The organism is Nocardia sp. NPDC050712 (assembly GCF_040654295.1).
Classification (GTDB): domain Bacteria; phylum Actinomycetota; class Actinomycetes; order Mycobacteriales; family Mycobacteriaceae; genus Nocardia.
Genome location: NZ_JBFAHT010000002.1, coordinates 1044337 through 1065691, shown reverse-complemented (window position 1 = coordinate 1065691; position 21355 = coordinate 1044337). Strand labels below are relative to the sequence as shown.

Annotated in this window: 23 protein-coding genes; 10 read left to right on the top strand and 13 right to left on the bottom strand. The window is 69.9% G+C overall.

Annotated elements, in window-relative coordinates; genetic code table 11:
* Positions 1-72: 72 nt before the first annotated feature.
* Entirely contained in the window at positions 73-921 is an 849-nt protein-coding gene (locus AB0H76_RS15600) for an LLM class F420-dependent oxidoreductase (protein ID WP_357323308.1), read from the top strand.
* Between the two features lie 52 nt (positions 922-973).
* On the opposite strand, the gene AB0H76_RS15595 is transcribed toward AB0H76_RS15600, so the two are convergent.
* From AB0H76_RS15595 to AB0H76_RS15585, 3 genes are read right to left on the bottom strand one after another with little or no spacing between them, the layout of a single operon-like run.
* Positions 974-2605, bottom strand: a complete 1632-nt coding sequence (locus AB0H76_RS15595; RefSeq protein ID WP_357323305.1) for an ABC transporter permease — start codon at positions 2603-2605, stop codon at positions 974-976.
* Complete coding sequence (locus AB0H76_RS15590; protein ID WP_357323302.1) at positions 2602-3522, bottom strand: ABC transporter ATP-binding protein; 921 nt, start codon at positions 3520-3522, stop codon at positions 2602-2604. The genes AB0H76_RS15595 and AB0H76_RS15590 overlap by 4 nt, the downstream gene beginning before the upstream one ends.
* An 8-nt stretch (positions 3523-3530) precedes the next feature.
* Positions 3531-4166: a TetR family transcriptional regulator gene (locus tag AB0H76_RS15585; protein WP_357323299.1), complete on the bottom strand. Its 636-nt coding sequence runs from the start codon at positions 4164-4166 to the stop codon at positions 3531-3533.
* A 127-nt stretch (positions 4167-4293) separates the two neighbouring features.
* Here AB0H76_RS15585 and AB0H76_RS15580 point away from each other — a divergent pair, with 127 nt between their 5' ends.
* On the top strand, positions 4294-6225 hold the full coding sequence (locus AB0H76_RS15580) for an acyl-CoA dehydrogenase (RefSeq protein ID WP_357323296.1): 1932 nt from the start codon (positions 4294-4296) through the stop codon (positions 6223-6225).
* Positions 6226-6277: 52 nt separating this feature from the next.
* On the opposite strand, the gene AB0H76_RS15575 is transcribed toward AB0H76_RS15580, so the two are convergent.
* Positions 6278-6580 carry a hypothetical protein gene (locus AB0H76_RS15575; RefSeq protein ID WP_357323293.1) on the bottom strand — a complete coding sequence of 101 codons (303 nt, stop codon included), beginning with the start codon at positions 6578-6580 and terminating at the stop codon, positions 6278-6280.
* A 54-nt stretch (positions 6581-6634) separates the two neighbouring features.
* On the opposite strand from AB0H76_RS15575, the gene AB0H76_RS15570 reads away from it, so the two are divergent.
* Both AB0H76_RS15570 and AB0H76_RS15565 read left to right on the top strand, forming a co-directional pair.
* Positions 6635-6916 carry a hypothetical protein gene (locus tag AB0H76_RS15570; RefSeq protein WP_357323290.1) on the top strand — a complete coding sequence of 94 codons (282 nt, stop codon included), beginning with the start codon at positions 6635-6637 and terminating at the stop codon, positions 6914-6916.
* Positions 6917-7057: 141 nt separating this feature from the next.
* Positions 7058-7696 (top strand): TetR/AcrR family transcriptional regulator, encoded by a 639-nt coding sequence (locus tag AB0H76_RS15565; protein ID WP_357323288.1) that lies wholly within the window; start codon positions 7058-7060, stop codon positions 7694-7696.
* On the opposite strand, the gene AB0H76_RS15560 is transcribed toward AB0H76_RS15565, so the two are convergent.
* On the bottom strand, positions 7693-8352 hold the full coding sequence (locus tag AB0H76_RS15560) for a hypothetical protein (RefSeq protein WP_357323285.1): 660 nt from the start codon (positions 8350-8352) through the stop codon (positions 7693-7695). The genes AB0H76_RS15565 and AB0H76_RS15560 overlap by 4 nt on opposite strands.
* 18 nt (positions 8353-8370) lie before the next feature.
* Between AB0H76_RS15560 and AB0H76_RS15555 the strand changes: the two genes are divergently transcribed.
* Positions 8371-8598 (top strand): hypothetical protein, encoded by a 228-nt coding sequence (locus tag AB0H76_RS15555; RefSeq protein WP_357323282.1) that lies wholly within the window; start codon positions 8371-8373, stop codon positions 8596-8598.
* A 51-nt stretch (positions 8599-8649) separates the two neighbouring features.
* On the opposite strand, the gene AB0H76_RS15550 is transcribed toward AB0H76_RS15555, so the two are convergent.
* Together AB0H76_RS15550 and AB0H76_RS15545 are read right to left on the bottom strand one after the other, a co-directional pair.
* A complete protein-coding gene (locus AB0H76_RS15550) occupies positions 8650-9852 on the bottom strand; it encodes a glycosyltransferase family 4 protein (protein WP_357323279.1) in 1203 nt (400 codons plus the stop codon).
* A gap of 161 nt (positions 9853-10013) precedes the next feature.
* Positions 10014-10862, bottom strand: a complete 849-nt coding sequence (locus tag AB0H76_RS15545; RefSeq protein ID WP_357323274.1) for a LysR substrate-binding domain-containing protein — start codon at positions 10860-10862, stop codon at positions 10014-10016.
* A gap of 80 nt (positions 10863-10942) precedes the next feature.
* On the opposite strand from AB0H76_RS15545, the gene AB0H76_RS15540 reads away from it, so the two are divergent.
* Entirely contained in the window at positions 10943-11305 is a 363-nt protein-coding gene (locus AB0H76_RS15540) for a DoxX family protein (protein ID WP_357323271.1), read from the top strand.
* Between the two features lie 43 nt (positions 11306-11348).
* Positions 11349-12359 carry an iron-containing redox enzyme family protein gene (locus AB0H76_RS15535; protein ID WP_357323268.1) on the top strand — a complete coding sequence of 337 codons (1011 nt, stop codon included), beginning with the start codon at positions 11349-11351 and terminating at the stop codon, positions 12357-12359.
* Here AB0H76_RS15535 and AB0H76_RS15530 read toward each other — a convergent pair.
* From AB0H76_RS15530 to AB0H76_RS15505, 6 genes are all read right to left on the bottom strand, one after another.
* Entirely contained in the window at positions 12356-12577 is a 222-nt protein-coding gene (locus AB0H76_RS15530) for a CDGSH iron-sulfur domain-containing protein (protein WP_357323266.1), read from the bottom strand. The two genes, AB0H76_RS15535 and AB0H76_RS15530, sit on opposite strands and share 4 nt — an antisense overlap.
* Complete coding sequence (locus tag AB0H76_RS15525; protein WP_357323263.1) at positions 12555-13211, bottom strand: HemK2/MTQ2 family protein methyltransferase; 657 nt, start codon at positions 13209-13211, stop codon at positions 12555-12557. The genes AB0H76_RS15530 and AB0H76_RS15525 overlap by 23 nt, the downstream gene beginning before the upstream one ends.
* Positions 13212-13347: 136 nt before the next feature.
* On the bottom strand, positions 13348-14319 hold the full coding sequence (locus AB0H76_RS15520; RefSeq protein WP_357323260.1) for an NAD(P)H nitroreductase: 972 nt from the start codon (positions 14317-14319) through the stop codon (positions 13348-13350).
* Positions 14320-14505: 186 nt separating this feature from the next.
* Positions 14506-15918 carry an alpha/beta fold hydrolase gene (locus AB0H76_RS15515; RefSeq protein WP_357323257.1) on the bottom strand — a complete coding sequence of 471 codons (1413 nt, stop codon included), beginning with the start codon at positions 15916-15918 and terminating at the stop codon, positions 14506-14508.
* Between the two features lie 110 nt (positions 15919-16028).
* On the bottom strand, positions 16029-17210 hold the full coding sequence (locus AB0H76_RS15510) for an MFS transporter (RefSeq protein ID WP_357323255.1): 1182 nt from the start codon (positions 17208-17210) through the stop codon (positions 16029-16031).
* A gap of 89 nt (positions 17211-17299) precedes the next feature.
* Positions 17300-17575 carry an SDR family oxidoreductase gene (locus AB0H76_RS15505; RefSeq protein WP_357323252.1) on the bottom strand — a complete coding sequence of 92 codons (276 nt, stop codon included), beginning with the start codon at positions 17573-17575 and terminating at the stop codon, positions 17300-17302.
* 168 nt (positions 17576-17743) lie between these two features.
* On the opposite strand from AB0H76_RS15505, the gene AB0H76_RS15500 reads away from it, so the two are divergent.
* Genes AB0H76_RS15500 through AB0H76_RS15490 form a run of 3 tightly spaced genes read left to right on the top strand, consistent with a single transcriptional unit; the run spans position 17744 to position 21303 of the window.
* Entirely contained in the window at positions 17744-19261 is a 1518-nt protein-coding gene (locus tag AB0H76_RS15500; protein WP_357323250.1) for an alpha/beta fold hydrolase, read from the top strand.
* A 54-nt stretch (positions 19262-19315) separates the two neighbouring features.
* Positions 19316-19999 carry a response regulator transcription factor gene (locus tag AB0H76_RS15495; RefSeq protein WP_357326188.1) on the top strand — a complete coding sequence of 228 codons (684 nt, stop codon included), beginning with the start codon at positions 19316-19318 and terminating at the stop codon, positions 19997-19999.
* The gene (locus AB0H76_RS15490) at positions 19999-21303 is read left to right on the top strand and encodes a HAMP domain-containing sensor histidine kinase (protein WP_357323247.1); all 1305 of its coding nucleotides are present in this window, start codon (positions 19999-20001) and stop codon (positions 21301-21303) included. Before AB0H76_RS15495 ends, AB0H76_RS15490 begins: the two co-directional genes overlap by 1 nt.
* Positions 21304-21355 lie beyond the last annotated feature (52 nt).

The following is a 21355-nucleotide window of genomic DNA, read 5'->3' as shown; positions in this document are numbered from 1 at the left end:
AGTCGAAGGCGTGCACCCCAACCGCCAACCGTGGTAGAACTTGTTCCAGTTTCGGTGATGGGAGTGCAAGCTGTGCGGTACGGAATTGTGTTGTTCACCAGCGATCGAGGCATCATGCCCGCGGACGCGGCGGCCACGGCGGAGCGGGCCGGTTTCGACTCGTTCTATGTCCCAGAACACACCCACATCCCGGTCGTGCGGGCCGCGGCGCACCCGACCACCGGCGATGCCACCCTCCCCGACGACCGCTACCTGCGCACGCTGGACCCCTGGGTCGCGCTGGCCACCGCGGCCGCGGTGACCGAGCGGATCACGCTGTCCACCGCGGTGGCGCTGCCCGCCGAGCACCATCCGATCACGCTCGCGAAAACGCTTGCCTCGCTGGATTTCCTGTCCGGCGGGCGGGTCAGCCTGGGCGTCGGGTTCGGCTGGAACACCGACGAGCTGGCCCACCACGGTGTGCCCGCCAACAAGCGCCGCACCGTGCTGCGCGAGCACTTGGACGCGATGCGCGCCATCTGGACCACCGAAGAGGCCAGTTTCGCAGGCGATTTCGTGAACTTCGGGCCGAGCTGGTCCTGGCCCAAGCCGGTGCAGAAGTCCATCCCGGTGCTGCTGGGCGCGGCCGGCGGCGAGAAGTCGTTCACCTGGCTGGCCAAGAACGCCGACGGCTGGATCACCACCCCGACCGAGGGCGAGCTGAGCGGCAAGATCGAACTGCTGCAGCGCATCTGGCGCGAGCAGGGCCGCACCGGATCACCGGAGATCATCGCGCTGGCCGGGCCGCACAATGCCGAGCAGCTCGCGCAGTGGGCCGATCTCGGCGTCACCGAGGTGGTGTTCGGCATGCCCGACCGCGACGCCGACGTGGTGCGCGGCTACCTGGGCAAGCTCGCGGGCAAGCTCGGCTTGAACTCCTGAACGCGAAGCACCGCTCGGACCACAGGGTCCGAGCGGTGCTCTGTGTCCGGCGTCAGCGCAGGTCGCGCCGCCGGAAGGCCGCCACACCGACCGCGACCAGCGCGGCCGCGATACCGGTCAGCCACAGCAGCGGCGCGGCCTGGAACGGCGCACCCGGCACCTTCGGCGGGTGCACGAACGGGACCAGGTCCACCAGCCACTGCGGCAGGCCGTCCAGCGAGCCGACCAGGAACAGCACGATGACCCCGCTCAGTACGCCCCAGGCGACCGGGGTGAACCGCGGCGCCAGGCCGTAGATCGCGACCGTGATGCCGGTGATCACCCACACGGCGGGCACCTGCACCGCCGCCCCGCCGAGGGCGTCGGGCAGTTTGCTCATCTCCCCCGTCGACGCGCCCCACACGATGCCGACGGCCGCGCCCGCCACCAGCAGCAGCACCGCCGGGCCGAGCAGCGCGAAACCGATGTGGCTCAACGCGTATCGTGACCGCGCGACCGCGCCGGCCAGCGTGACCTCGACGCGGCTGCTGGATTCCTCGTCGTGCAGGCGCAGCGCCGCCGAGATGGAGTACGCGGCGGCCGCCGCGGCCAGCATGGTGAGCGCGTAGCTGACGAACGAGTTCTCCAGCGCGCTGGAGCCACCCATGCGTTCGATCAGGTCGCGCACGGTGCTGTTCTCGTTGAGCATGTCGCCGACGCTGTTGACCGCGCCGCCGATCAGCATGCCGTAGAGCGCGAAGCCGACGGCCCAGCCCAGCAGCGAACCGCGTTGCAGCCGCCAGGCCAGCCCGACCGGACCCGACAGCGCGGGCGCCGCGGCGGCGGGGCCGGGCCGCTCGGCGATCAGCCCGGAGCCGGTGTCGCGGTTGCGCAGCAGGGTGTAGGCGGCGACGGTGCCGAGCACCACCACGGCCAGCAGCGGCAGCAGCACCCACCAGCGTTCCCCGGCGTACGGGCGGATCTGCAAGGCCCAGCCCAGCGGTGAGAACCAGCTCAGCACACCGTTTCCGGCGTCACCGACCGCGCGCAGCGCGAAGGCCGCGCCCAGCGCGCCGAAGGCGACGCCGCGAGCGACCCGCGCCCCGGCGCTCACCTGCGCGGCGATCGCCGCGACCGCGGCCCAGGCCAGACCCGAGGCGGCCAGCGCCGCGCCCCACGCCACCGAACCCGCGGCGGGCAGGTCGGCGCTGTAGAGCGTTGCGGTGCAGATGATTCCGGCCACGACGGCACCGCCGAAGGTCATGATCAACGCGGCGGTCAGGCCCGCGTAGCGGCCGATCGCGGTGGCGCCCACCAGTTCCGCGCGCCCGGTCTCCTCCTCGACGCGGGTGTGCCGGATGACGGTCAGGATCGTCGCGATGGCGATCATCGTGTACATCGCCCCGGCTTTCCAGGTGCCGACCGAACCGAGCGAGCTGTCGAACACCGGCCCGTACATGGCGGCCAGTGCCGGGCTCTTCTCCAGCGACACCGCGTACTGGTCCAGGTCCGCCTGGGTTTTGTACAGGCCCTTGATGCTGAGCACCTGGATGGCCGGCATGGCGCCGAGCAGGAGCACCCACAGCGGCAGCACGACGCGGTCGCGGCGCAGGAACAGCCGCAGCAGCTGCCCGGTGCCGGTGAAATCCGCTGCGGCACCGAAACTCGGTGTGGCCGCGGGACGTTCGGCGGTGATCGTGGTCATGCCCGTACCTTCTCCCCGGCGGCGGGAACCTCGCCGTCGACGTGGTAATGCCGCAGGAACAGCTCCTCCAGCGTCGGCGGCGCGCTGGTCAGGCTGCGCACACCGGTGTCGCCGAGCACCCGGATCAGCTCGCCGAGGTGCTCGCCGTCGACCTGGCAGCGCAGCGTCGATCCGTCGCGCTCGATGTCCTCGACGCCCGCGATCCGGCTCAGATCGCCCGGGTCGCCGAGCAATTCGGCGGTGATGGCGGTGCGCGACAGATGCCGCAGCTCCGAGAGCGACCCGCTCTCCACGGTGCGCCCGGCCCGGATGATGGTCACCCGGTCACACAGCGCCTCCACCTCGGAGAGGATGTGGCTGGACAGCAGCACGGTGGTGCCGCGCTCGCGCGCCTCGGCGGTGCACTCGCGAAAGACCTGCTCCATCAACGGATCCAGGCCGGAGGTCGGTTCGTCGAGCAGCAGTAGCGAGACGTCGGAGGCGAAGGCGGAGACCAGTGCGACCTTCTGCCGGTTGCCCTTGGAGTAGGTGCGGGCCTTCTTGCGCGGGTCCAGATCGAAGCGCTCGATCAGCTCGGCCCGGCGCTCGGTGTTGATGCCGCCGCGCATGCGCGCCATCAGGTCGATGGTCTCCCCGCCCGACAGCGACGGCCACAGCGTGACATCGCCTGGCACGTAAGCGATTCGGCGATGCAAGCCGACCGCGTCGGACCAGGGGTCGCGGCCGAAGAGGGTGGCCTGCCCGGAGGTCGCGCGCAGAATGCCGAGCAGCACCCGGATGGTGGTGGACTTGCCGGCCCCGTTGGGGCCGAGGAAGCCGTGGATTTCCCCTTCGGTGACGGCGAGATTCAGCCCGTCCAGGGCGGTGACGTGACCGAAGGTCTTGACCAGATCGTGGACTTCGATGACCTCGGACATCGGTCCTCCTATTGTCGAGATTCAGGTGGTAGCACCGTCTCCAGCAGGCTGGAATCGGTGAGCAGGCCCTGGGTATAGAACTCGAGGGCCGGTGGCGTGAGTTCTTCGCTGAGTTCACGAATCGCGGCGCCGTAGTCGGTTTTTCCGCTGCGCTGCTCGCGCATCTGCATCCACAGCACGGTGGCGCCGACATTGAGCAGCAGGATGTATCTGGCGCGGGCGGCCGGATCGCGGCTGGGCTTGATGGTCCCCGCCTCGACTCCGGCCTGCAGGTAGGCCTCGGCGTCGGAAACCATGTGCTCGAACAGGGATTCCGCGAGTGGGCCGCCGGCCTGCAGGCTGCGCACCATGTACGCCACCAGCGGGCCGTATTCCTCGATTTCGGCCAGGGCGGCCAGCATGCCCTTGCCGACGTTGTCGGAGGTGATCGTCTGGACCTTCTTGTCCCGGATCAGTTGCAGCACCCGGTCGTCGCAGACGGTGCGCAGGCCGTCCTTCGAGCCGAAGTGGTGGTTCACCAACCCGGGCGAGACGCCGGCGGCGGCGGCGATCGCGCGGACACCGACGCCGAAGCCGTGTTCGCCGAACACCTCGATCGCCGCGTCCCGGATGCGGGCCGCTGTCGACAGATCCGAAACGGTCATGGCAGCGGGGGGTCTTTGCGGAACGGGCTGTTGATTAAACACATGTTCAATATACTAAACACGTGTTCAATGTGTGACAAGGGTTGCATCCCGAATAACCGTCGCGCTCGGGGCTAATGTCGGAGGCATGACAGACGGCGCCTCGACAACGGCAGATCACCTACGCACGGCCCTGGACGGGCCTTGGGCGGCGGTCCGGGAGGAAGCCCGGCTCCAGCTCGCCGACGACCGTTTCACCGGCGATCCCTACCTGGACTACAAAGCCGCCCGGGCTCGCGTACTGGATCAGATGAAGGCCATCGCCGGCATGGGCCTGGCCGAGCGCGGCTTCCGCCGCGAGAACGGCGGCACCAGCGAACCCGGGGCGGCCGTCACCGGCCTGGAGATGCTCGCCTACGCCGATCTGTCGCTGTGGGTCAAGGCCGGCGTGCAGTGGGGCCTGTTCGGTGGCGCCGTGGAGAACCTCGGCACCGAGCGCCACCGCGACCACATCACCCGGCTGCTGTCGCTGGACCTGCTCGGCTGCTTCGCGATGACCGAATCCGGGCACGGCAGCGATGTGGCCAATCTGGAGACCACGGCCACCTACGATCCGGCCACCCAGGAATTCGTCATCCACACCCCGACGCCGTCGGCCCGTAAGGACTACATCGGCGGCGCCGCCGAACATGCCCGCATGGCCGCGGTTTTCGCGCAGTTGATCACCCAGGGCGAGAACCGCGGCGTGCACTGCCTGCTGGTGCCGATCCGCGACGAGCACGGCGCGGACCTGCCGGGCGTCACCACCTACGACGACGGCCTCAAGGGCGGGCTGCCCGGCGTCGACAACGGCCGCATCGTGTTCGACCAGGTGCGGATTCCGCGCGAGAACCTGCTCAACCGCTACGCCGACGTCGCACCCGACGGCACCTACAGCTCCGATATCGAGAACCCGAGCCGGCGCTTCTTCACCACCCTGGGCACGCTGGTGCGCGGGCGCGTCAGCGTCGGCGGCGCCGCGGCGGCCGGTGCGCGGGTCGGGCTGAGCATCGCGGTGCGCTACGCCCTCAAGCGCCGTCAGTTCTCCGATCCCGACACCGGCAAGGAAACCTTGCTGCTGGATTACCGCAGCCATCAGCGCCGGCTGCTGCCGCTGGTCGCCAAGTCGTGGGCGCTCTCGTTCGCGCAGAACGACCTGGTCCGGCGCATGCATCTGGTGCAGACCGGCCAGGATCTGGACTCGAGCTCACAGCGCGCCCTGGAGAAGCGGGCCGCCGGCCTGAAGGTCGCCCAGACCCGGCACGCCACCCACGCCATCCAGGAGTGCCGCGAAGCCTGCGGCGGCGCCGGGTATCTCACCGAGAACCGGCTCACCACGCTCAAGGCCGACACCGACGTGTTCACCACCTTCGAGGGTGACAACGTGGTGCTGACCCAGCTGGTGGCCAAGGAACTGCTCACCTCCTACTCCGACGAGGTCCGCGACCTCGACGCGCTCGGGTGGGTGCGCTTCGCCGCCACCATGGCCGGTGACGTGGTGCGCAAGCGCTCGGGCGTGCGCCAGATGATCCAGACCCTGAGCGACCGCAACGGCGAAAGCGTCGACGAGGCCGACCTGTCCCGGCGCTCGGTGCAGCTCAAGCTGTTCGCCGACCGCGAGGACTACCTCGTGCGCACCGCCGCGCATCGACTTCGGGCCCGCGCCAACGAAACCGATCCCTTCGAGGCGTTCAACAACGCGCAGGATCACATCCTCACCGCCGGCACCGCGCACATCGATCGCCTCGTGCTCGAGGCGTTCATCGACGGCATCGCCGATATCGAGGATCCCGAGGCCCGGGCGCTGGCCGAGGATGTCTGCGACCTCTATGTGTACTCGCTGCTCGAGGAGCACACGGCCTGGTTCATCATGCATCGCTTCATGTCGGTCGAGCGCGCGAAGACAGTGCGGCGCGGGGTCAACGAGCTGGTCGACCGGTTGCGGCCGCACGCGCTGACCATGATCGAGGCGCTGGGCGTGCCGGAGGGCATGCTGCGGGCCGCCATGCTGGACGACGCCAGCGTGTACGAACGGGCCTGAGCCACAGCCGTTTCCACCCCCGTCCGAGTTCGGGCGGGGGTGGTTTGTGTACTCAGGGTCGCGCTTCGGCGGCGGCCTTCAGATCCCGCAGCCAGGCCTCCAAACCCATGCCGAGGAATGCGGTCGAGGTGGGCACGTCGGCCTCGACCTGCGCCCCGCTCCAGTTCTCCTCCGTGCGGACGAGCACCTTGCCATCGACCTCGGTGAAATTCCAGACGTGCACGCCGTTGTCGATGCCGAGCCCTTCGCCCACCGCGGGCCCGCTCCAGCGGAGGCAGGAGTTGCCGCGATCCAGCTGCTGCACCGAGGACGTGATGGCCAGGGTGGTCGCGGGAGTGGTGGCGGTGGCGGGCACCGGAGTTGTCCAGTGGAATTGCGAGCCGGGCCGCAGCCCTGATCCAGGCGCTCGATGGTGGCGACCGCCGGCTGCCAGGCGGACCAGCGCTCCACGTCGGTCTGCAGCTCCCAGATCTTGTCCAGCGGCGCGTCGATCAACGCCTCGGTCCGGTACCGGATCTTCGCGTTGCCGTCGATGCCGAGGCCGCCGCAGGTCAACCCCGCCGGTGCGGCGGCCGTCGTGGTTTCGGGCGCCGCCACGTCGGCTTTGTCGTTGGCCGAGCACGCGGCGAGCGCGACGGCGGCCAGCGGGATCAAAACTGGGCGGTCCGGCGGGTGCGCGAACGGAACATGATGACTCTCCTCAGCAGGCGATTTATCGTCTCTCGATTTACTTAGACCCTATAAGCAGACTGAGTGACTGTCAATCGGAAATCCGAGATGCCGTCGAGACGGTGATAGCCTCTAACCTGTCGAGTACAGGAGGCTTCAGACGATGGCCGCAGGTGGAACGGGTTCCCGGGAGCGCTACCGCACCCAGGTGCGCGCGGAGATCAAGCAGTACGCGTGGGAGCAGATCGGCACGGCGGGCGTCTCGGCGTTGTCGCTCAACGCGATCGCCAAACGTGTCGGCATGAGCGGCCCCGCCCTCTACGGCTACTTCGCGAACCGCGACGAGCTGATCACCGAGCTCATCCGCGACGCCTACCGCAGCCTCGCCGACGCCGTCCGCGCCGCCTACGACACCGGCGGCGACATCGCCGCCGTCGCCCAGGCCATCCGGGCCTGGGCCCTGGCCGACCCCCAGCGCTACTTTCTCCTCTACGGCACCCCCGTGCCCGGCTATCACGCCCCCGAGGACACCACCGCGATCTCCAACGAGGTCATGACCGTCCTCATCGCGGCCTTCACGGCCTTATCCCCCGAGACCGCCACCCCGTTCGACAGCCACCTCGAAACCCACCGCCACTGGGCCCCCGACGCGGCGACTCCCACCACCCTGCGCCGCGCCCTGACCTTCTGGACCCGCCTGCACGGCGTCCTCTCCCTCGAACTCGCCGGCCACTTCACCGGCATGGGCTTCGACCCCGCCCTGTTGTTCGCCGAGGAACTGAGCGCCTTCCGCGCCGACTAACCGGTCGGCGCGTCCGGGGCCGGGGGGATGCGGACGGCGATTTCGCCACCGAGCTCGTAGCCGTCGCCGAGGCGGAGTTCGTCGCCGCTCCAGAAGCGGCCCGGGTCATACCAATTGGGGCTGCGGTCCTGTGGCAGCAGACCCATCGACTGGTAGGTGGTGGCCACGATTTCGGCGCAGTAGGCGCTTTCCAGTTCCCGAGGGGCCGCGCGGCGCAGCGGCAGGCGCGCGCCGCGGCCGCGGAGCCAGCGGCCCGCGAGGCTCGCGGTGGACGGGAAGGGCGTGCCGTCCAGGCGGGCGACGGTGCGCAGCAGCCCGTCTTCCATGGCCGGCGTGGCCGGGCGGTTCAATTGGCGCAGCCAGGCCTGCTGGCCGTAGCGGTGCGCCCACACCAGGACCGCGTCGCGCAGATTGTGTAGTTGCACGCCGCGATGCGTACTACCCGACCACATGTCCGGCAGTGAGTGGCCCAGCTCCGCGTGCCAGATCAGCGCCGGCAGATCATCGAGCACGACCGACATGCCGACATGATTCACCGGACTGTTCGTCGTCATCCGAATCGCCCGGTCAGCGGCCGAATGCCCACGAAACAACCAGATATCGCCAGTCCTGGTGAGCTCGAGCGCTCGATCGAGACTGATGCTCGTCCCCGTCATGGACGTAGCCTATGCGGTATGCGGTGGTGGAAGGCAGTGGGTTTGGCGGGTGCGGCCGGTGTAGTCGCCACCGGAGTGGTGGTGGTGCGCGCCGAACGGCGGCGCCGCGCCTACACCCCGGACGAGGTCCGCGAGCAACTCCATGAGCGATTCGCGCAGGCCACGGCGGCCGCGGCCACCGCCGCTCCCCCGGCTCCGGAGGCCGGCGGCTTCCGCGCGCGCCTGCGTCGCCTGTTCCGGCGCTGACACACGCATCGGCCGACCCCGGGTGGGGATCGGCCGATGCGGTGCTGTCAGTTAGTGATTCGCGACGATCGACAGGTCGCGGTCGAGCCCGCGGCTCGCGGCCGTGCTCTTACGCAGATCGGCGCCGGCCGGAATGCGGGGCAGCCGCGCACAATCCAGCGCCGCGTAGTAGGACGCCTCATATCCGGCGCCGAGGCGGTCGACCGAGAAGTGCTCGACGACCCGGCGCCGGCACGCCATCGGATCCAGGTGCGCCGCCGCGGCCATGGCCTCGGGCAGCTCGGCGGGATCGTCGCAGATGAAGCCGGTGACGCCGTGCTCGACGACCTCCGAGACCGCGCCGCCCCGCATCGCCACCACGGGGGTACCGCAGGCCATCGCCTCGATCATCACGATGCCGAACGGCTCCTCCCAGCGAATGGGGAACAGCAGGCAGCGCGCCTGAGATAGCAGCAACCTCTTGGCAATCGCATTGGCCTCGCCGAAGACGAAGTCTTTCTCGCCCAGCATCGGCCGCACGGTCCGCTTGAAATAGTCCTTTTCCGCAGGCTCGTTCATCTTCGCCGCCAGGACCAGCGGAATATCCGCGGTATGGGCGGCTTCCAGCGCCAGATCCAGGCCCTTGGTATGCGAGTAGCGGCCCAGGAACAGCGCGAAGTCCTGTTTCTCGCGCTGGAACGGCCAGTCGCTCGGCAGTACCGCGTTGTAAACCCGTCCGAGCCAATTCAAGTGGGTCGCCAGGCTGCGCTGCCGGTCGCTGATCGCGATCAGCTGCGCCGACTCGCCCAGTGCGCTGTAGTACTCCTGCTCCTCGCCGTCGACGGGACCGTGCACGGTCACCACCGTCGGGATGCCCATCGCCTCGTACACCGGCGCGTTCAGCGGCCCGGCGAACGTGTGATCGTGGATCACGTCGATGTGCTCGGTGCGCGCCAGTTCGGCGATGGTGTGCCGCACCTTGAGCGCGTTGACGACCTCGGGATACGGATCGCCCAGGCGATGGGCCAGGATCTCGTCCCACACCCGGATGAACCGGGTGGCGGTCGTGCCGGCTCGGCCCGCGCCGAGCAGGGTGACCCGGTGCCCGCGTGCGACCAGTGCGTCCACCAGCTGAGCAACCACCGCTTCCACGCCGCCGTAACCCGCGGGTGGAATTTCGAAATACGGTGGCGCCACCATCACGATATTGAGTGACTTACCGGATTCCCGGATGTTGTAAATCAGCGAATTGGAGCCGGACGGACTACTGATCATGGACTGCCTCCTCAACGGTGTGAAGCTGCGACCAAAACGGAATGCGGCGCGATTCGCCGCATTCCGCAACTCGGTAGGTTTCATCAGGGCACCCGCCAGGTGTGATACCCAGCAAGGTGCCAGCTAACCATTAGTGTCCGAATTCGATGGCGGACACCACGTCAGCGGTAGGTGTCGCGCGCGATTCGGACGAACGACCGGGTCAAAGGATTGGTATCGCCCAGGTTCCAGACCACGACAACCCGGCTCGGCGCCATGTCGGCCAGCGGCACGGCGACCAGTCCGTCCGGTACCGGATGACCCAGCGGCGTGATACCGACGGTCGCGTTCCAGAGCACGGCCTGCACACATTCCTGGACCACTCGCACGATCGGCCCGCCACGCGCCGCACCGCCGTGCCAATAGCGTTGCCACAGCGGGTCGGTGCCGTCCGGGAACCGGAACCAGCGGCGGTCGGCCAGATCTGCGAGCGTGAGGTGGGCGCGGCCCGCCAGGGGGTCGTCGGCCCGCAGCAACGCACCGACCGGGTCGGCGCGCAGTGTCTGGACGGACAGCGCGGTCTCGTCGAACGGCGCGCGGGTCAGCGCCACGTCTACCAGCCCGGCCCGCAGCCCGCAGGTGGGGTCGGTGAAATCGGTGTCCCGGATGCGAATGTCGACCTCGGGGTGGCGGCGGCGATAGGCGGCGGCCAGGGTGGTGACGTCCGGGTCGGTGCCATCGCCCAGGATGCCGACGGTGAGCTGCGCGGTTCCGGCCGCGGCGGCGACCCGCGACCGGACCTGGTCGGCATGTTCGAGCAGGGCGCGCGCCTCATCGAGCAGGACCGCGCCCACGCCGGTGAGCGTGACGCCGGAGGGCGACCGGGCGAACAGCGGTGCGCCGATCTCGGCCTCCAGGCGCTGGATCGCCCGGCTGAGCGGCGGCTGACTCATCCGCAGCCGGGCCGCGGCCCGGCCGAAATGGCGTTCCTCGGCCACAGCCACGAAGTAGCGCAGCAGTCGTAGCTCCACGCAGCGACAATACCCATTCGGTATCGGCGTGCCAGAACAGGTCTTGGACGGGACTACCGCGCTGACGCTGCAATTGGCAGGTGAGAATCGCCTTTTGGATCGCCGCCGCCCTGCTCGCCCTCTTCTATCTCTACGCCGGAGGCGTGAAGCTCGTCCGGAGCCGCGATCAGCTGCGGCCCATGATGGCCTGGGTGGACCGCGTGCCGCTCCCGGCACTGCGCGCCCTCGGCGCGGTCGAGGTGCTCGGTGCGCTCGGGCTCGTCCTGCCGCCGCTGACCGGTCTCGCGCCCGGGCTCGCGGTGGCTGCGGCCGTGGGCTTCGTGCTGCTGCAACTCGCCGCGATCCCGGTGCACCTGACCGGCGGCGACCGCCGGATCGAGCTCAATATCGCCCTGTTGCTCGTCGCGGCGCTCACCGCCTGGCTTGCCACCACGTGGTACTGACCACGAATCGGGTTAACGGCGAGCGAACGGGTACTCGCCGAGCATGACCAGCGTCAGCGATACGGCACTGTCTTATCTCCCCGAACCGCGCGGTGACCTCTCCGCAGCGGTGGTGGAGATTTTGCGCCGATCGCCCGACGACACCGCCGCCCTCCCGAGCGGCGCGAACGCCGACCCCTTCGGCGAAGACCTGCAACTGGCCCTGCACACGTGCTACGAGTTGCACTATCGCGGATTCGAGGGTGTCGATCCGGGGTGGGAGTGGAATCCCGATCTGCTGCGCTTGCGCGCCACCCTGGAAAAGCCGTTCCGCGCCGCGCTCCACGCGGAGGTGGCCGGCGGCGCCGATATCGACGCCGAACTCGACGCGCTGCTGGTCGAGCCGGTGGAGCCGACGGGGCTGAGCCAGTTCCTGCTCGACGAGGGCGAATGGTGGCAGGTGCGCGAGTATTTCGCGCACCGGTCCATCTACCACCACAAGGAAGCCGACCCGCAGGCCTGGGTGATCCCGCGGCTGCGGGGGCAGGCCAAGGCCTCGGTGGTCGCCGTCGAGTTCGACGAATTCGGTGGTGGACGCGGTGAACGGGTGCATGCCCGCCTGTTCGCGGAGCTGCTGACCGGCGCGGGCCTCGAGTCCGGATACCTGCGCTACTTGGACGTGGTGCCCGCGCCGATGCTGATCGAGGTCAACATGATGTCGCTGTTCGGCCTGCACCGGGAGCTGCGCGGCGCGCTGATCGGGCAGTTCGCGGAAGTGGAGATCACCTCGCCGACGGGGTCCCGGCGCATGGTGGGGGCGCTGGAGCGGCTCGGCGCGGATCCCGCCTGCTTGCGGTTCTACCAGGAGCACGTCGAGGCCGACGCCGTGCACGAGCAGGTGCTGCGCCGCGATGTCATCGGCACCTTGCTGAACGAGGAACCGGAGCTGACCGAATCGGTGGTCTTCGGCATCCAGGCGACGAACTGGATCGCCGATCGCTTCGCCGATCATGTGCTGGAACAGAATTGGCGCAAGGGCCGGACGTCGCTGCGGCGCGAGCTGCCCGCGGCCTAGTCCTCGGCGTCGCGCCGGGCGCGCTTGCGATGACTGGTGTCGCAGAACGGAAAGGTCTTACTGCGTCGGCACATACACAGGGCGACGAGGAATCGGTCGGAGGTGACGACGGTCCCGTCCTCGGTGACCACTTCGACCGGGCCTTCGATCAGCGCGGGTCCGCCCGCGACCAGGGTGACCCGCCGGCGATCGGGTTCAGTGTTCGATGCGGTCGGCACGGATCACCACCAATTCCTCGTGCCGCCGGCCGGGCGGAATGAGGCCGACGTCCTCCAACCAGGTTGCGCGACTGCGTAATACGGGGCCGAAGCCGATGGTCTGCCGGGCGACGATCGCCGCCTTCAACTGGTGCGCGCGCAGCAGATCCAGGGTGGTCTCGGAACCGCACAGCTCCGAGTGCACGATCAGCGCGACGCCACCGGGTGCCAGCAGGGTGGGCAGGAGACCGCAGAGCCGATCCAGAATTACCCGGCCGTCGCCGCCCGCGTCCCAGGCCCGGGCCGCGCCGCGCACGGGCACCGGCGCGGCGCACGGCACGTAGGGCGGATTGGCCAGCACCACGTCGAAGGTTCGCCCGTTCAGCACCTGGGAGAAGTCGCCGTGGATCAACTCGATCGGCAGACCTTGCCTGCGGCTGTTGGCCCACGCCGTCATGATCGCCCGCCGCGAAACGTCGACGGCGGCGACCTGCGCCGCGCCCCCGCGCGCCGCGGCCAGGGCGAGTGCACCGGTTCCCGTGCAAGGGTCGAGCACGCGGGCGTCGGCGGGCAATGCGGCATCGGCCGCCGTCCGGGCCAGCAGCCAGGTGTCCGATTGCGGACGGTAAACGCCCGGCACACGTAATAGTCGCATCGGTCGCGGAATACCTCGATCGGAAAGATCGAAACGTTCCGGCAAAACCCCTGCCGAACTGCGACGATGACGATCGCGGGCCAGTGCCCGGACCCGTGCGCGCGATTTGCCCGGAATGCGCTGATTCGGACGCGGCTTATCCGGGCAGCTCCGCGAAAATGTCGTCCAGCTTGCGTCGCGGTGTCTCCGGCAGCGGTGCCACCTGGGCGGTGCGCCCGGCACGAACCATGACCTGTGGATAAGCGCCCTCGCACATCGAGAACCGGATCTCGTCCCGCAGTTCGGGGAGCCCGAGCGGTTCGGTCTGGATGCAGGTGGCCAGTCCGAGATCGGTGGCCGCGAGCAGTAGCGCGCTCAGTGATTCGCCGGCGCGCAGCTGGGCCAGGCGGTCGTCGTTCGGAGTCGAGATCATCAGCCAGGTCGCCGCGTCCGGTGCGGGATCAGGGTCGATCAGGACGGGGTCGTTGAACGCACGGCCCGGGAGCTCGTCCGCGGTTCGAATGGCGGTCGAGTTCCGCGCGGGCACGCCCTCGCGGGTGCCGCGGCGGCCACTCCATTCCGCGAGTTCGATCTGGTAGAGCACGTCGTCCTCGTGGTGGCGGGCGGCCCGGCGGATCAGCGTGCGTAGCGCGGAGTGGTCGGCGGGCGAGACGGGGCGGACGGCCGCGCCGAACCGGGTGCCGTACTGGGCGGCCGCCTTCAGGTAGACCTCGGGCACCTCGACCGACGCGAACCGGCGGCGATCGCTGCGGCGGCGCATCATGGCCGCCGCCATGTCGATATCGGCCTCGCTGGACCGGCGCGGGGCCAGCCGCAGCACCGCGAGATGTTCGGGCACTTGGGGATTCGGGAGCCGCTCGACCGCGCTGCTCCACCCCAGCGCGCACAGCGCCACCTGGACGTGATGCAGCACCGCACCACAACTGAGGAGCAGCGCCCGCTGCTGCGGATCGGTGGCGGTGAGATGCCGGGACATGTCGGCGTAGAGATGCAGCTCGTCGTTGCTCAGCTGCCAGCGCCAGGGTTGTGAATTGTGTACCGAGGGCGCCCGCTGGGCCAGTCCGACGGCCGCTCTGATCGTCTCGAAACCGGGATAACCGCTGGTCATCGGGAACACTCATCCTTTCGCCTCGGATTGTTCCCTCCAGGGTGCCGCTCGGAGCGCAGTCGGGGCATCGGCCGATGGTCCCGGATCGGCAGGACCTTCGGCCTAGTGCGCGGAAGGATCGGCGGTACCAACGATCGGGATCGCTGCGAGCGCGCTGATCCGAGTCGGTGGAGTCGACGCGTGCGGTCAGGGCACCGTCGTTGGCGGATTCGGGGTGCTGATCGGCGGCTCGGGGGCTTCGGCGAGGATCGACTCTCCCGTGCGCAGGTAGTGCAGGACCGCGTCGTTCAAGACCGGATTGTCGCGGCTGAACTGGCCGTGGTCTCCCCCGCCGACCCAGGTGATGGTGCCGTTGACGGCGGCGGCCAAGGCCGGAGCACCGGAGGTGGCCGGGTCGTGACGGCTCTGCAACAGCAGTGGCCGGGTTGCCAGCCGGCTGCCGTCGACGGTGACGCGCCGGGTGGTCTGGGGCCAGCCCGCGCAGGTGATTCCGGCCCGCATCACCGCCGCCTGCTGCCGCAACGGGTCGGATTCGCTGAGCAGGGTGAGCGCCGCGCCCGCCAAGGCGGCGAGATCCAAACCGCTGTCCTCGTTGCACCGGGTCGCGTCGCGCATCCACCCCGAGGTGGCATCGGCGACGGCGGCCGGTCGCGCCAAATAGGTCAGGAACCGCAGCTGTTTCGGATCGTCGCGGTACTCCCGCATCCCCTGGGCCAGGTAGGGCCACATGTTGCGGGTGTAGGCGGCATAGGTGGTGGCCTGTAGCGTCGGCGCGAACCAGCCGCCGGGCTGCGCGTCGACCTGTCGGTTCCACTCGGCGAGCACCGTCTCGCGGGTGGCGCCGAGGCCGTAGATCGGGTCTTGCGCGGCGATCCACTCGAAGATCTCGACCATGCGATCGGAGATGGCGACCGGCACCCGGGCGGTCTGCTCGACCCAGCTCATACCCGGATCGACGTTGGAGTCCAGCACCAGCTTGTCGGTGTGTTCCGGGAACAGGGTGGCGTACACGGCACCCAGGTAGGTCCCCCAGGACACACCGAGAAAGCTGATCCGCTCCAGACCGAGTGCCCGCCGCACCTCATCCATGTCGCGGGCGACCGCCTCGGTCGTGACGGTCGCGGGATAGCCCGGCTGCCGCGCCTCACACGCCAACCGGATCGTGACCGGCGCGCCGTCGACCGGAGACGAGCACTGCAACGGCGTCGACCAGCGCAGCCCGCGCGGTTGCACGGCGATCAGGTCGAACTGCCGCAGCTGCGGCACGCGCTTGCTCGCCGCCGACCAGAAGCCCACCGCGTCACCGCCCGGACCGCCCGGATTACCGAACAGCGTGCCCTGCGCACGCCCCTGCGCCGGTATCCGGCTGACCATCACCTCGATCCGGGCACCACTCGGATCCGCGTAGCTCCTGGGCACCGAAACCGTTGCACACAAAGCACTTTCGGCACGCGCCTCAGCGGGGCAGGCCCCCCACTCCAGGCCCGCATCCGGCGCGGCGAACACGCTCGCGCCCGGCACGAGGACAACCACGAGAGCCGCGACCACCGTCGCCCGCCACACCACCCGTCGCCGCAACCGCACGTCCCCTCGTCGCATGTCGCGCCCATGCTAGTGCGGCGATCCGGCATCTCCAGGACGACATCGGCGTTTCGCGAGACGAACTTCCACGCGTGCTCGATGCCGCGGCGTGGCGGGCCGAGCCGCCGTCACCCTCCCCGCGTCCGCAGCCAACGCCGCCAGCCGAACACGCCCACCAGCGTCAACGGAATCGTCGCGATCGCGGCACCGGCGAAAAGCGCTGTGTAGTGGCCGTATTGCACCGCGGGCGCCCCGGCTGCCGTCGCGGCGGCGCTGCCGAGGAACAGGGCGCCCGCGAAGAGAGAGACAGCCGTGCCGCGTGCGCCGGGCGCGACCTCGGTCGACCACGTTTGCAGGGAGGAGTGCAGGAAGGCCCAGCCACCGCCGAGCAGCAGCGTGGTGGCGATGACGGCGGCGGGGTCGATCCGGGCGGCGGCGATGACGTAGCCCAGGCACATCTGGGCGCCGCCCAGCGCCATCAGAACCGCTACCGGCAGTGTCCGGGTGAGGGCCCGGACCACCCGGGAGAACACCAGCACGCCGACACCGTAGGCGGCGGTGGCCAGTCCGGCGAGCGCGGCGCGGGTGCCGTGCGCTTGCAGCGCCGCGGCGAGGAAGGTCATGACGCCGAGCAGGACCGCGCCCTCGACGAAGGCGAGCGCGAAAACCAGCAGGGCCCAGCGATTGCGCAGCACCGACCCCATCTGCGCGCCCATGGACGCGATCGGCGCCCGAGCGGGTTCGGGCAGGGCGCGCAGGGCGAACACACCGGCCACCGCGAGCACCGCCGGTCCCGCGAATACCGCGCGCCAGTCGAGCAGTTCGGCGGCGACCCCGGCCAGCCCGGTCGCCAGCGCGGTGCCGACGGCGGCCACGGCCATCACGTCCGACAGCGCCCGCTGCCGATGCGCGGAATCCACGGTGTCGCCGACGTAGGTGATCGACGTCGGCAGCACCGCACCGAAACACGCGCCCGCCACCACGCGTGCCCCGATCAGCACCGCCAGATTCGGCGCCGCCGCGGAGGCGAGGCCCGCGACCGCGGCGCCCAGCAACGCGACCCGCATCACTCGCAGCCGGCCGAACCGATCCGAGAGCAGCCCCCACAACGGCTGGGACAGACCGTAGGCGAGGAAGTATCCGCCCGCCAGCACGACCACCGAGGCCAGCGGCACCCGCAGCGCGAGGGCGATCAGCACCAGCATCGGACTGATCGCGAACCGATCGAAACTGCTCACGAACACCGCGGCCAGCAGTGGCGGCGCCGGCCGCTCCGTCCTCGGCAGCGTCTCGACCCGCACCGCGATCACCCTCGTTCTCCCATCACACGAGCCGACCACCGTGGGATCACGATCACCGCCGAAGTCGTCCTATGAATTCAGGCTAGGCCATGCGTGATTCACCGCCAGCGCAGGTCCCCCAGCGCCGCCGCCTCCGAACCCCCGTCGGCGAAAACGACCTGCCCGGTGACGAACCGGTTCTCCGGCCCGGCCAGCCAGCAGAGCAGTTCCGCGACCCACTCCGGCCGCCCCGGGAAGCCGCCGAAGGGTTGCGGCGCGGCGGTTTCCACGGCCGCGCGCACCTCCGCGTCGGTGAGGATGTACGCGGCCGCGGGCGTGTCGAAGCAGCGCCACGGTCGCGGCCCCGATGCCGGATGCGGAACCGGTGACCACATAGGTGCGCCCGGCCGGACTCGTGTTCGACGTCATCGCCTCATCTCCTTCTCCTCGCCCACCTTCTTACCTCGCTTTGTCATCGGCCTGTCCCGGCTTTCACCTGGGCACCGCACGATCGTCACAACGCCCGGGAGGCACCGGGCGACGAAGATCGGATGGGAGCGACTATGCGCACCGGTATGCGCTCGATACTGAGCCTGACCCTGGCGGCGGCGGTCCTCGGCGGCGTGGTCGCGGGCTGTGGGCAGAACGAAACCGGCACGGCGGGTGGGCAATCCGTGCGGCCCGAGTGGTGCCCGACGGTGCCGGACTACGCCGTGGACTGCGGGACGGTGCAGCGGCCGCTGGTCGCGGGGACACCGGAGCTGGGAACGATCGAGGTGGGATTCGCTCGCATCCGGCACAGCCGGAGCGAGGTGCCGGCGGCGGGCACGCTGCTGCCGAATCCCGGCGGGCCGGGCGTGCCGATGATCGCGCACGCGGCCGAGGCCACCATGCTGGCCGCCGGTCTGCTGGACGACCACGACGTCCTGCTCATCGACCCGCGCGGCACCGGAGTGTCGGCCGCGCTGGACTGCGGCGTGGACGAGAACAGCTATCAGCTGGGCACGCGGGCACAGCAGCAGGAGATGATCGGCCGCTGCGGCGAGCAACTCGGCCCGAAGGCGGCGGGATACACCTCCGCGGCCACGGTCGACGACTTCGACGCCGTCCGTGCGCAACTCGGCATCGACAAGGTGGTCCCCTACGGAATCTCCTACGGCACTTACCTTTTGCCCATCTACGCCCAGCGGCACCCCGAGCACGTGCAGTCGATGGTGCTCTCCGGCGCCTACCCGGCCGGATTCGATCCCCTGCAACGACCCAATGCCGAGGCGGTGTCACTCGCCCTGCAACGGATCTGCGAGCGCAGCCGAGTCTGCGACGGCGACACCGCCGTCCGCGATCTGCGGACCGTCGCGGCCCGCCTGCGCACCCAGCCGCTCACGGTCGAGGGCAAGGCGAGCATCGTGCTGGACGAGGCGAAGCTGGGCAATCTGATCTTCGAGGCCGCCACCAGCAATGTCGGCGCCGACCCGGGCGCGATGACACCGCTCGGCACGCTCCCGGCGGCCCTGCGCGCGGCCGTGCGCGGCGACGACGAGCCACTGCGCGAGTTCACCCGCGCCACCACCGACGCGGACGGCTACGAGAACATCGACCTGTACCTGACGGTCGCCTGCAACGACTACCGGACGCTGTGGTCGCCCGAAACGCCTGTCGCGCAACGCGAACAGCAGTATCGCGCGGCGCTGGCCCAGCAGGCGCCCGACGGCCTCGGGGCCTTCAGCGCCGAGGGCTTCGGCGGCGCACAGCGCGACGGCGGTGACGCCTGCCTGCGCTGGCCCGGCCTGCCCGGCCACGAGCGTCCGGACCAGCTGCGCGCGCCCATGCCCGATGTGCCCGTGCTCGTCCTGTCCGGCGACCTCGACGCGATTACCCCGGACGCCAACGGCAAACTCGCGGCGGCGAGGTTCCCGCGCTCGACCTTCCTCTCGGTACCCAACACCGGGCACGTGCCGGATCTGGAACCGACCGGCTGCGTCACCGGCCTGATCACCACGTTCGTCCGGACCGGCGCTCCCGGCCCGACCGCCTGCGTGGCCGCCGTTCCGCCCGTCGCCGTGGCCCCGGTCACCAACTGACCGGCCATGAGCAACACCGCAGCCGCCACCGGCCAGAATGAGCCCGTGAACCCAGTGACGACCGTGCTCGTGGTCGAGGACGACCCCCATGTGCGCAGCACCCTGGACCAGTTGCTGCGCTTCGAGGGCTACACCGTGCGGCTGGCCGCCGACGGCCAGGAGGCGCTCGAAATGCTGGACCGGGACCGCCCGGATCTGGCGGTGGTGGATGTGGTGATGCCGCGGCTGGACGGCCTGTCCCTGTGCCGCATGCTGCGCCGGCGCGGCGACCGGCTGCCGATCCTGGTGCTGACCGCCCGGCATCAGGTCGGCGACCGGGTCGCCGGGCTGGACGCGGGCGCCGACGACTACCTGTCCAAACCGTTCGACACCGAAGAACTCCTGGCGCGACTACGCGCGCTGTTGCGCCGCAGCGCACCGGATTCCGAGCTCGACAGCGAACTGCTGACCATCGCCGACCTGAGCTTGGATCCGGCCGCCCGCGAGGTCCGGCGCGGCGCGCGCCTGCTGGATCTGACCCGCACCGAGTTCGACGTGCTGGAGCTGCTGCTGCGCAATCAGCGCATCGTGCTCACCAGAAGCCGGATCTACGAGGACATCTGGGGTTTCGACTTCGACACCGAGTCGCGCTCGCTGGATGTCTACATCGGGTATCTGCGCCGCAAGACCGAGGAGGGCGGCGCGCCGCGACTCATTCACACGGTGCGCAATGTCGGCTACATCGTCCGGGTGCCGTGATGCTGCGCGCCCGGCTCACCCTGGTGGCCGTGCTCACCGCGGTCGCCGCCATCCTGGTCACCCTCATCGCGTCGTATCGGAGCGTGTCGCCCCTGGTCGCCGAGCAGGTGGACCGCGGCCTGGCCGATCGCGCCGATACGGTGCTGGCGCTGCTCGGCACCGATGCGCCGATACCGGTGCGACCGGACATGACCGAGCAGCTGCTGCTGGCCGACGGCACCGTGCGCGTGCTCACGCCCGGCCGTAATGCCTTGCCCGTCACCGAGATCGACCGCACGATCGCGCGCACCGGCGTCGGCACCGCGGACACCAACATCATGGTCGACGGCGTCGAACACGGCGTGGTCACCAAGCCCCATCCCGGCGGTGGCGCCGTCATGGTCAGCCAGAACTACGCGGACGTCATCCGGGTAGACCGCGAATTCTTCTGGCGCACACTCGGTATCACGGGAGTGGCGGTCCTGGCCGCGGCGCTGATCGGCTGGCTCGCCATCGGCCGCATCCTGCGCCCGATCCGCCGGCTGGCCACCGCGACCCGGCAGGTCGCCACCACCCAGGATCTCTCGACCCTGCTCCCCCGGACCACCCGCGGCGAGGTCGGCGACCTGACCGAGAGCTTCAACACCATGCTCGCCGCCCTGCGCCTGTCCCGCGCGCAACAGCGGCGCCTGGTCGAGGACGCGAGCCACGAACTCCGCACCCCACTCACCTCGGTGCGCGGCAGCGCGGAGTTGCTGCAACGCGCCGACGGCCGCCTGGACCCCGCCGACGAAACCCGCGTCATCGCCACGCTCGTCCAAGAGGCCAAGGCCCTGGACGCCCTGGTCGGCGAACTGGTCGACCTGTCCACGAACCAGCGCACCACCGAGGAACCGGCCGTCGTCGACCTGACCGAACTGGCCGACGAGCGCGCCGAACGCTGCCGCCGCCGCACCGGCCGCGACATCACCCGCACCGGCGCCGAGTCCGTGCTCGTCACCGCCCGCCCGCAAGCCCTGGCCCGCTGCCTCGACAATCTGCTCGACAACGTCGTCAAGTACAGCCCGCCCGATACCGCGATCGCGATCCATCTCGATGGCACCCGCCTGTCGGTCCGCGATCACGGTCCCGGCATCGACCCGACCGATCAGCGTTCGATCTTCGACCGCTTCTATCGCGCCGGCCGCACCCGCGCCACCCCCGGTTCCGGCCTGGGCCTGGCCATCGTGCACGACATCGTCACCGCCCACCACGGGACCGTCTTCGCCGGGAACCGCCCCGGCGGCGGCGCCGAAGTCGGCTTCCAGCTGCCACCGGGCGGCTGAGCGGCGGCGTGGCGCACGAGACCGAGGCCGGGCGGTAGCTGATAATCCCAGC

What these genes read in the sequence shown, in the direction of transcription:
- AB0H76_RS15595 (WP_357323305.1), bottom strand. Translation starts at nt 2,605, where the DNA reads ATGACCACGATCACCGCCGAACGTCCCGCGGCCACACCGAGTTTCGGT.
- AB0H76_RS15590 (WP_357323302.1), bottom strand. Translation starts at nt 3,522, where the DNA reads ATGTCCGAGGTCATCGAAGTCCACGATCTGGTCAAGACCTTCGGTCAC.
- AB0H76_RS15585 (WP_357323299.1), bottom strand. Translation starts at nt 4,166, where the DNA reads ATGACCGTTTCGGATCTGTCGACAGCGGCCCGCATCCGGGACGCGGCG.
- AB0H76_RS15580 (WP_357323296.1), top strand. Translation starts at nt 4,294, where the DNA reads ATGACAGACGGCGCCTCGACAACGGCAGATCACCTACGCACGGCCCTG.
- AB0H76_RS15570 (WP_357323290.1), top strand. Translation starts at nt 6,635, where the DNA reads ATGGTGGCGACCGCCGGCTGCCAGGCGGACCAGCGCTCCACGTCGGTC.
- AB0H76_RS15565 (WP_357323288.1), top strand. Translation starts at nt 7,058, where the DNA reads ATGGCCGCAGGTGGAACGGGTTCCCGGGAGCGCTACCGCACCCAGGTG.
- AB0H76_RS15560 (WP_357323285.1), bottom strand. Translation starts at nt 8,352, where the DNA reads ATGACGGGGACGAGCATCAGTCTCGATCGAGCGCTCGAGCTCACCAGG.
- AB0H76_RS15555 (WP_357323282.1), top strand. Translation starts at nt 8,371, where the DNA reads ATGCGGTGGTGGAAGGCAGTGGGTTTGGCGGGTGCGGCCGGTGTAGTC.
- AB0H76_RS15550 (WP_357323279.1), bottom strand. Translation starts at nt 9,852, where the DNA reads ATGATCAGTAGTCCGTCCGGCTCCAATTCGCTGATTTACAACATCCGG.
- AB0H76_RS15535 (WP_357323268.1), top strand. Translation starts at nt 11,349, where the DNA reads ATGACCAGCGTCAGCGATACGGCACTGTCTTATCTCCCCGAACCGCGC.
- AB0H76_RS15525 (WP_357323263.1), bottom strand. Translation starts at nt 13,211, where the DNA reads ATGCGACTATTACGTGTGCCGGGCGTTTACCGTCCGCAATCGGACACC.
- AB0H76_RS15520 (WP_357323260.1), bottom strand. Translation starts at nt 14,319, where the DNA reads ATGACCAGCGGTTATCCCGGTTTCGAGACGATCAGAGCGGCCGTCGGA.
- AB0H76_RS15515 (WP_357323257.1), bottom strand. Translation starts at nt 15,918, where the DNA reads ATGCGACGAGGGGACGTGCGGTTGCGGCGACGGGTGGTGTGGCGGGCG.
- AB0H76_RS15505 (WP_357323252.1), bottom strand. Translation starts at nt 17,575, where the DNA reads ATGTGGTCACCGGTTCCGCATCCGGCATCGGGGCCGCGACCGTGGCGC.
- AB0H76_RS15500 (WP_357323250.1), top strand. Translation starts at nt 17,744, where the DNA reads ATGCGCACCGGTATGCGCTCGATACTGAGCCTGACCCTGGCGGCGGCG.
- AB0H76_RS15490 (WP_357323247.1), top strand. Translation starts at nt 19,999, where the DNA reads ATGCTGCGCGCCCGGCTCACCCTGGTGGCCGTGCTCACCGCGGTCGCC.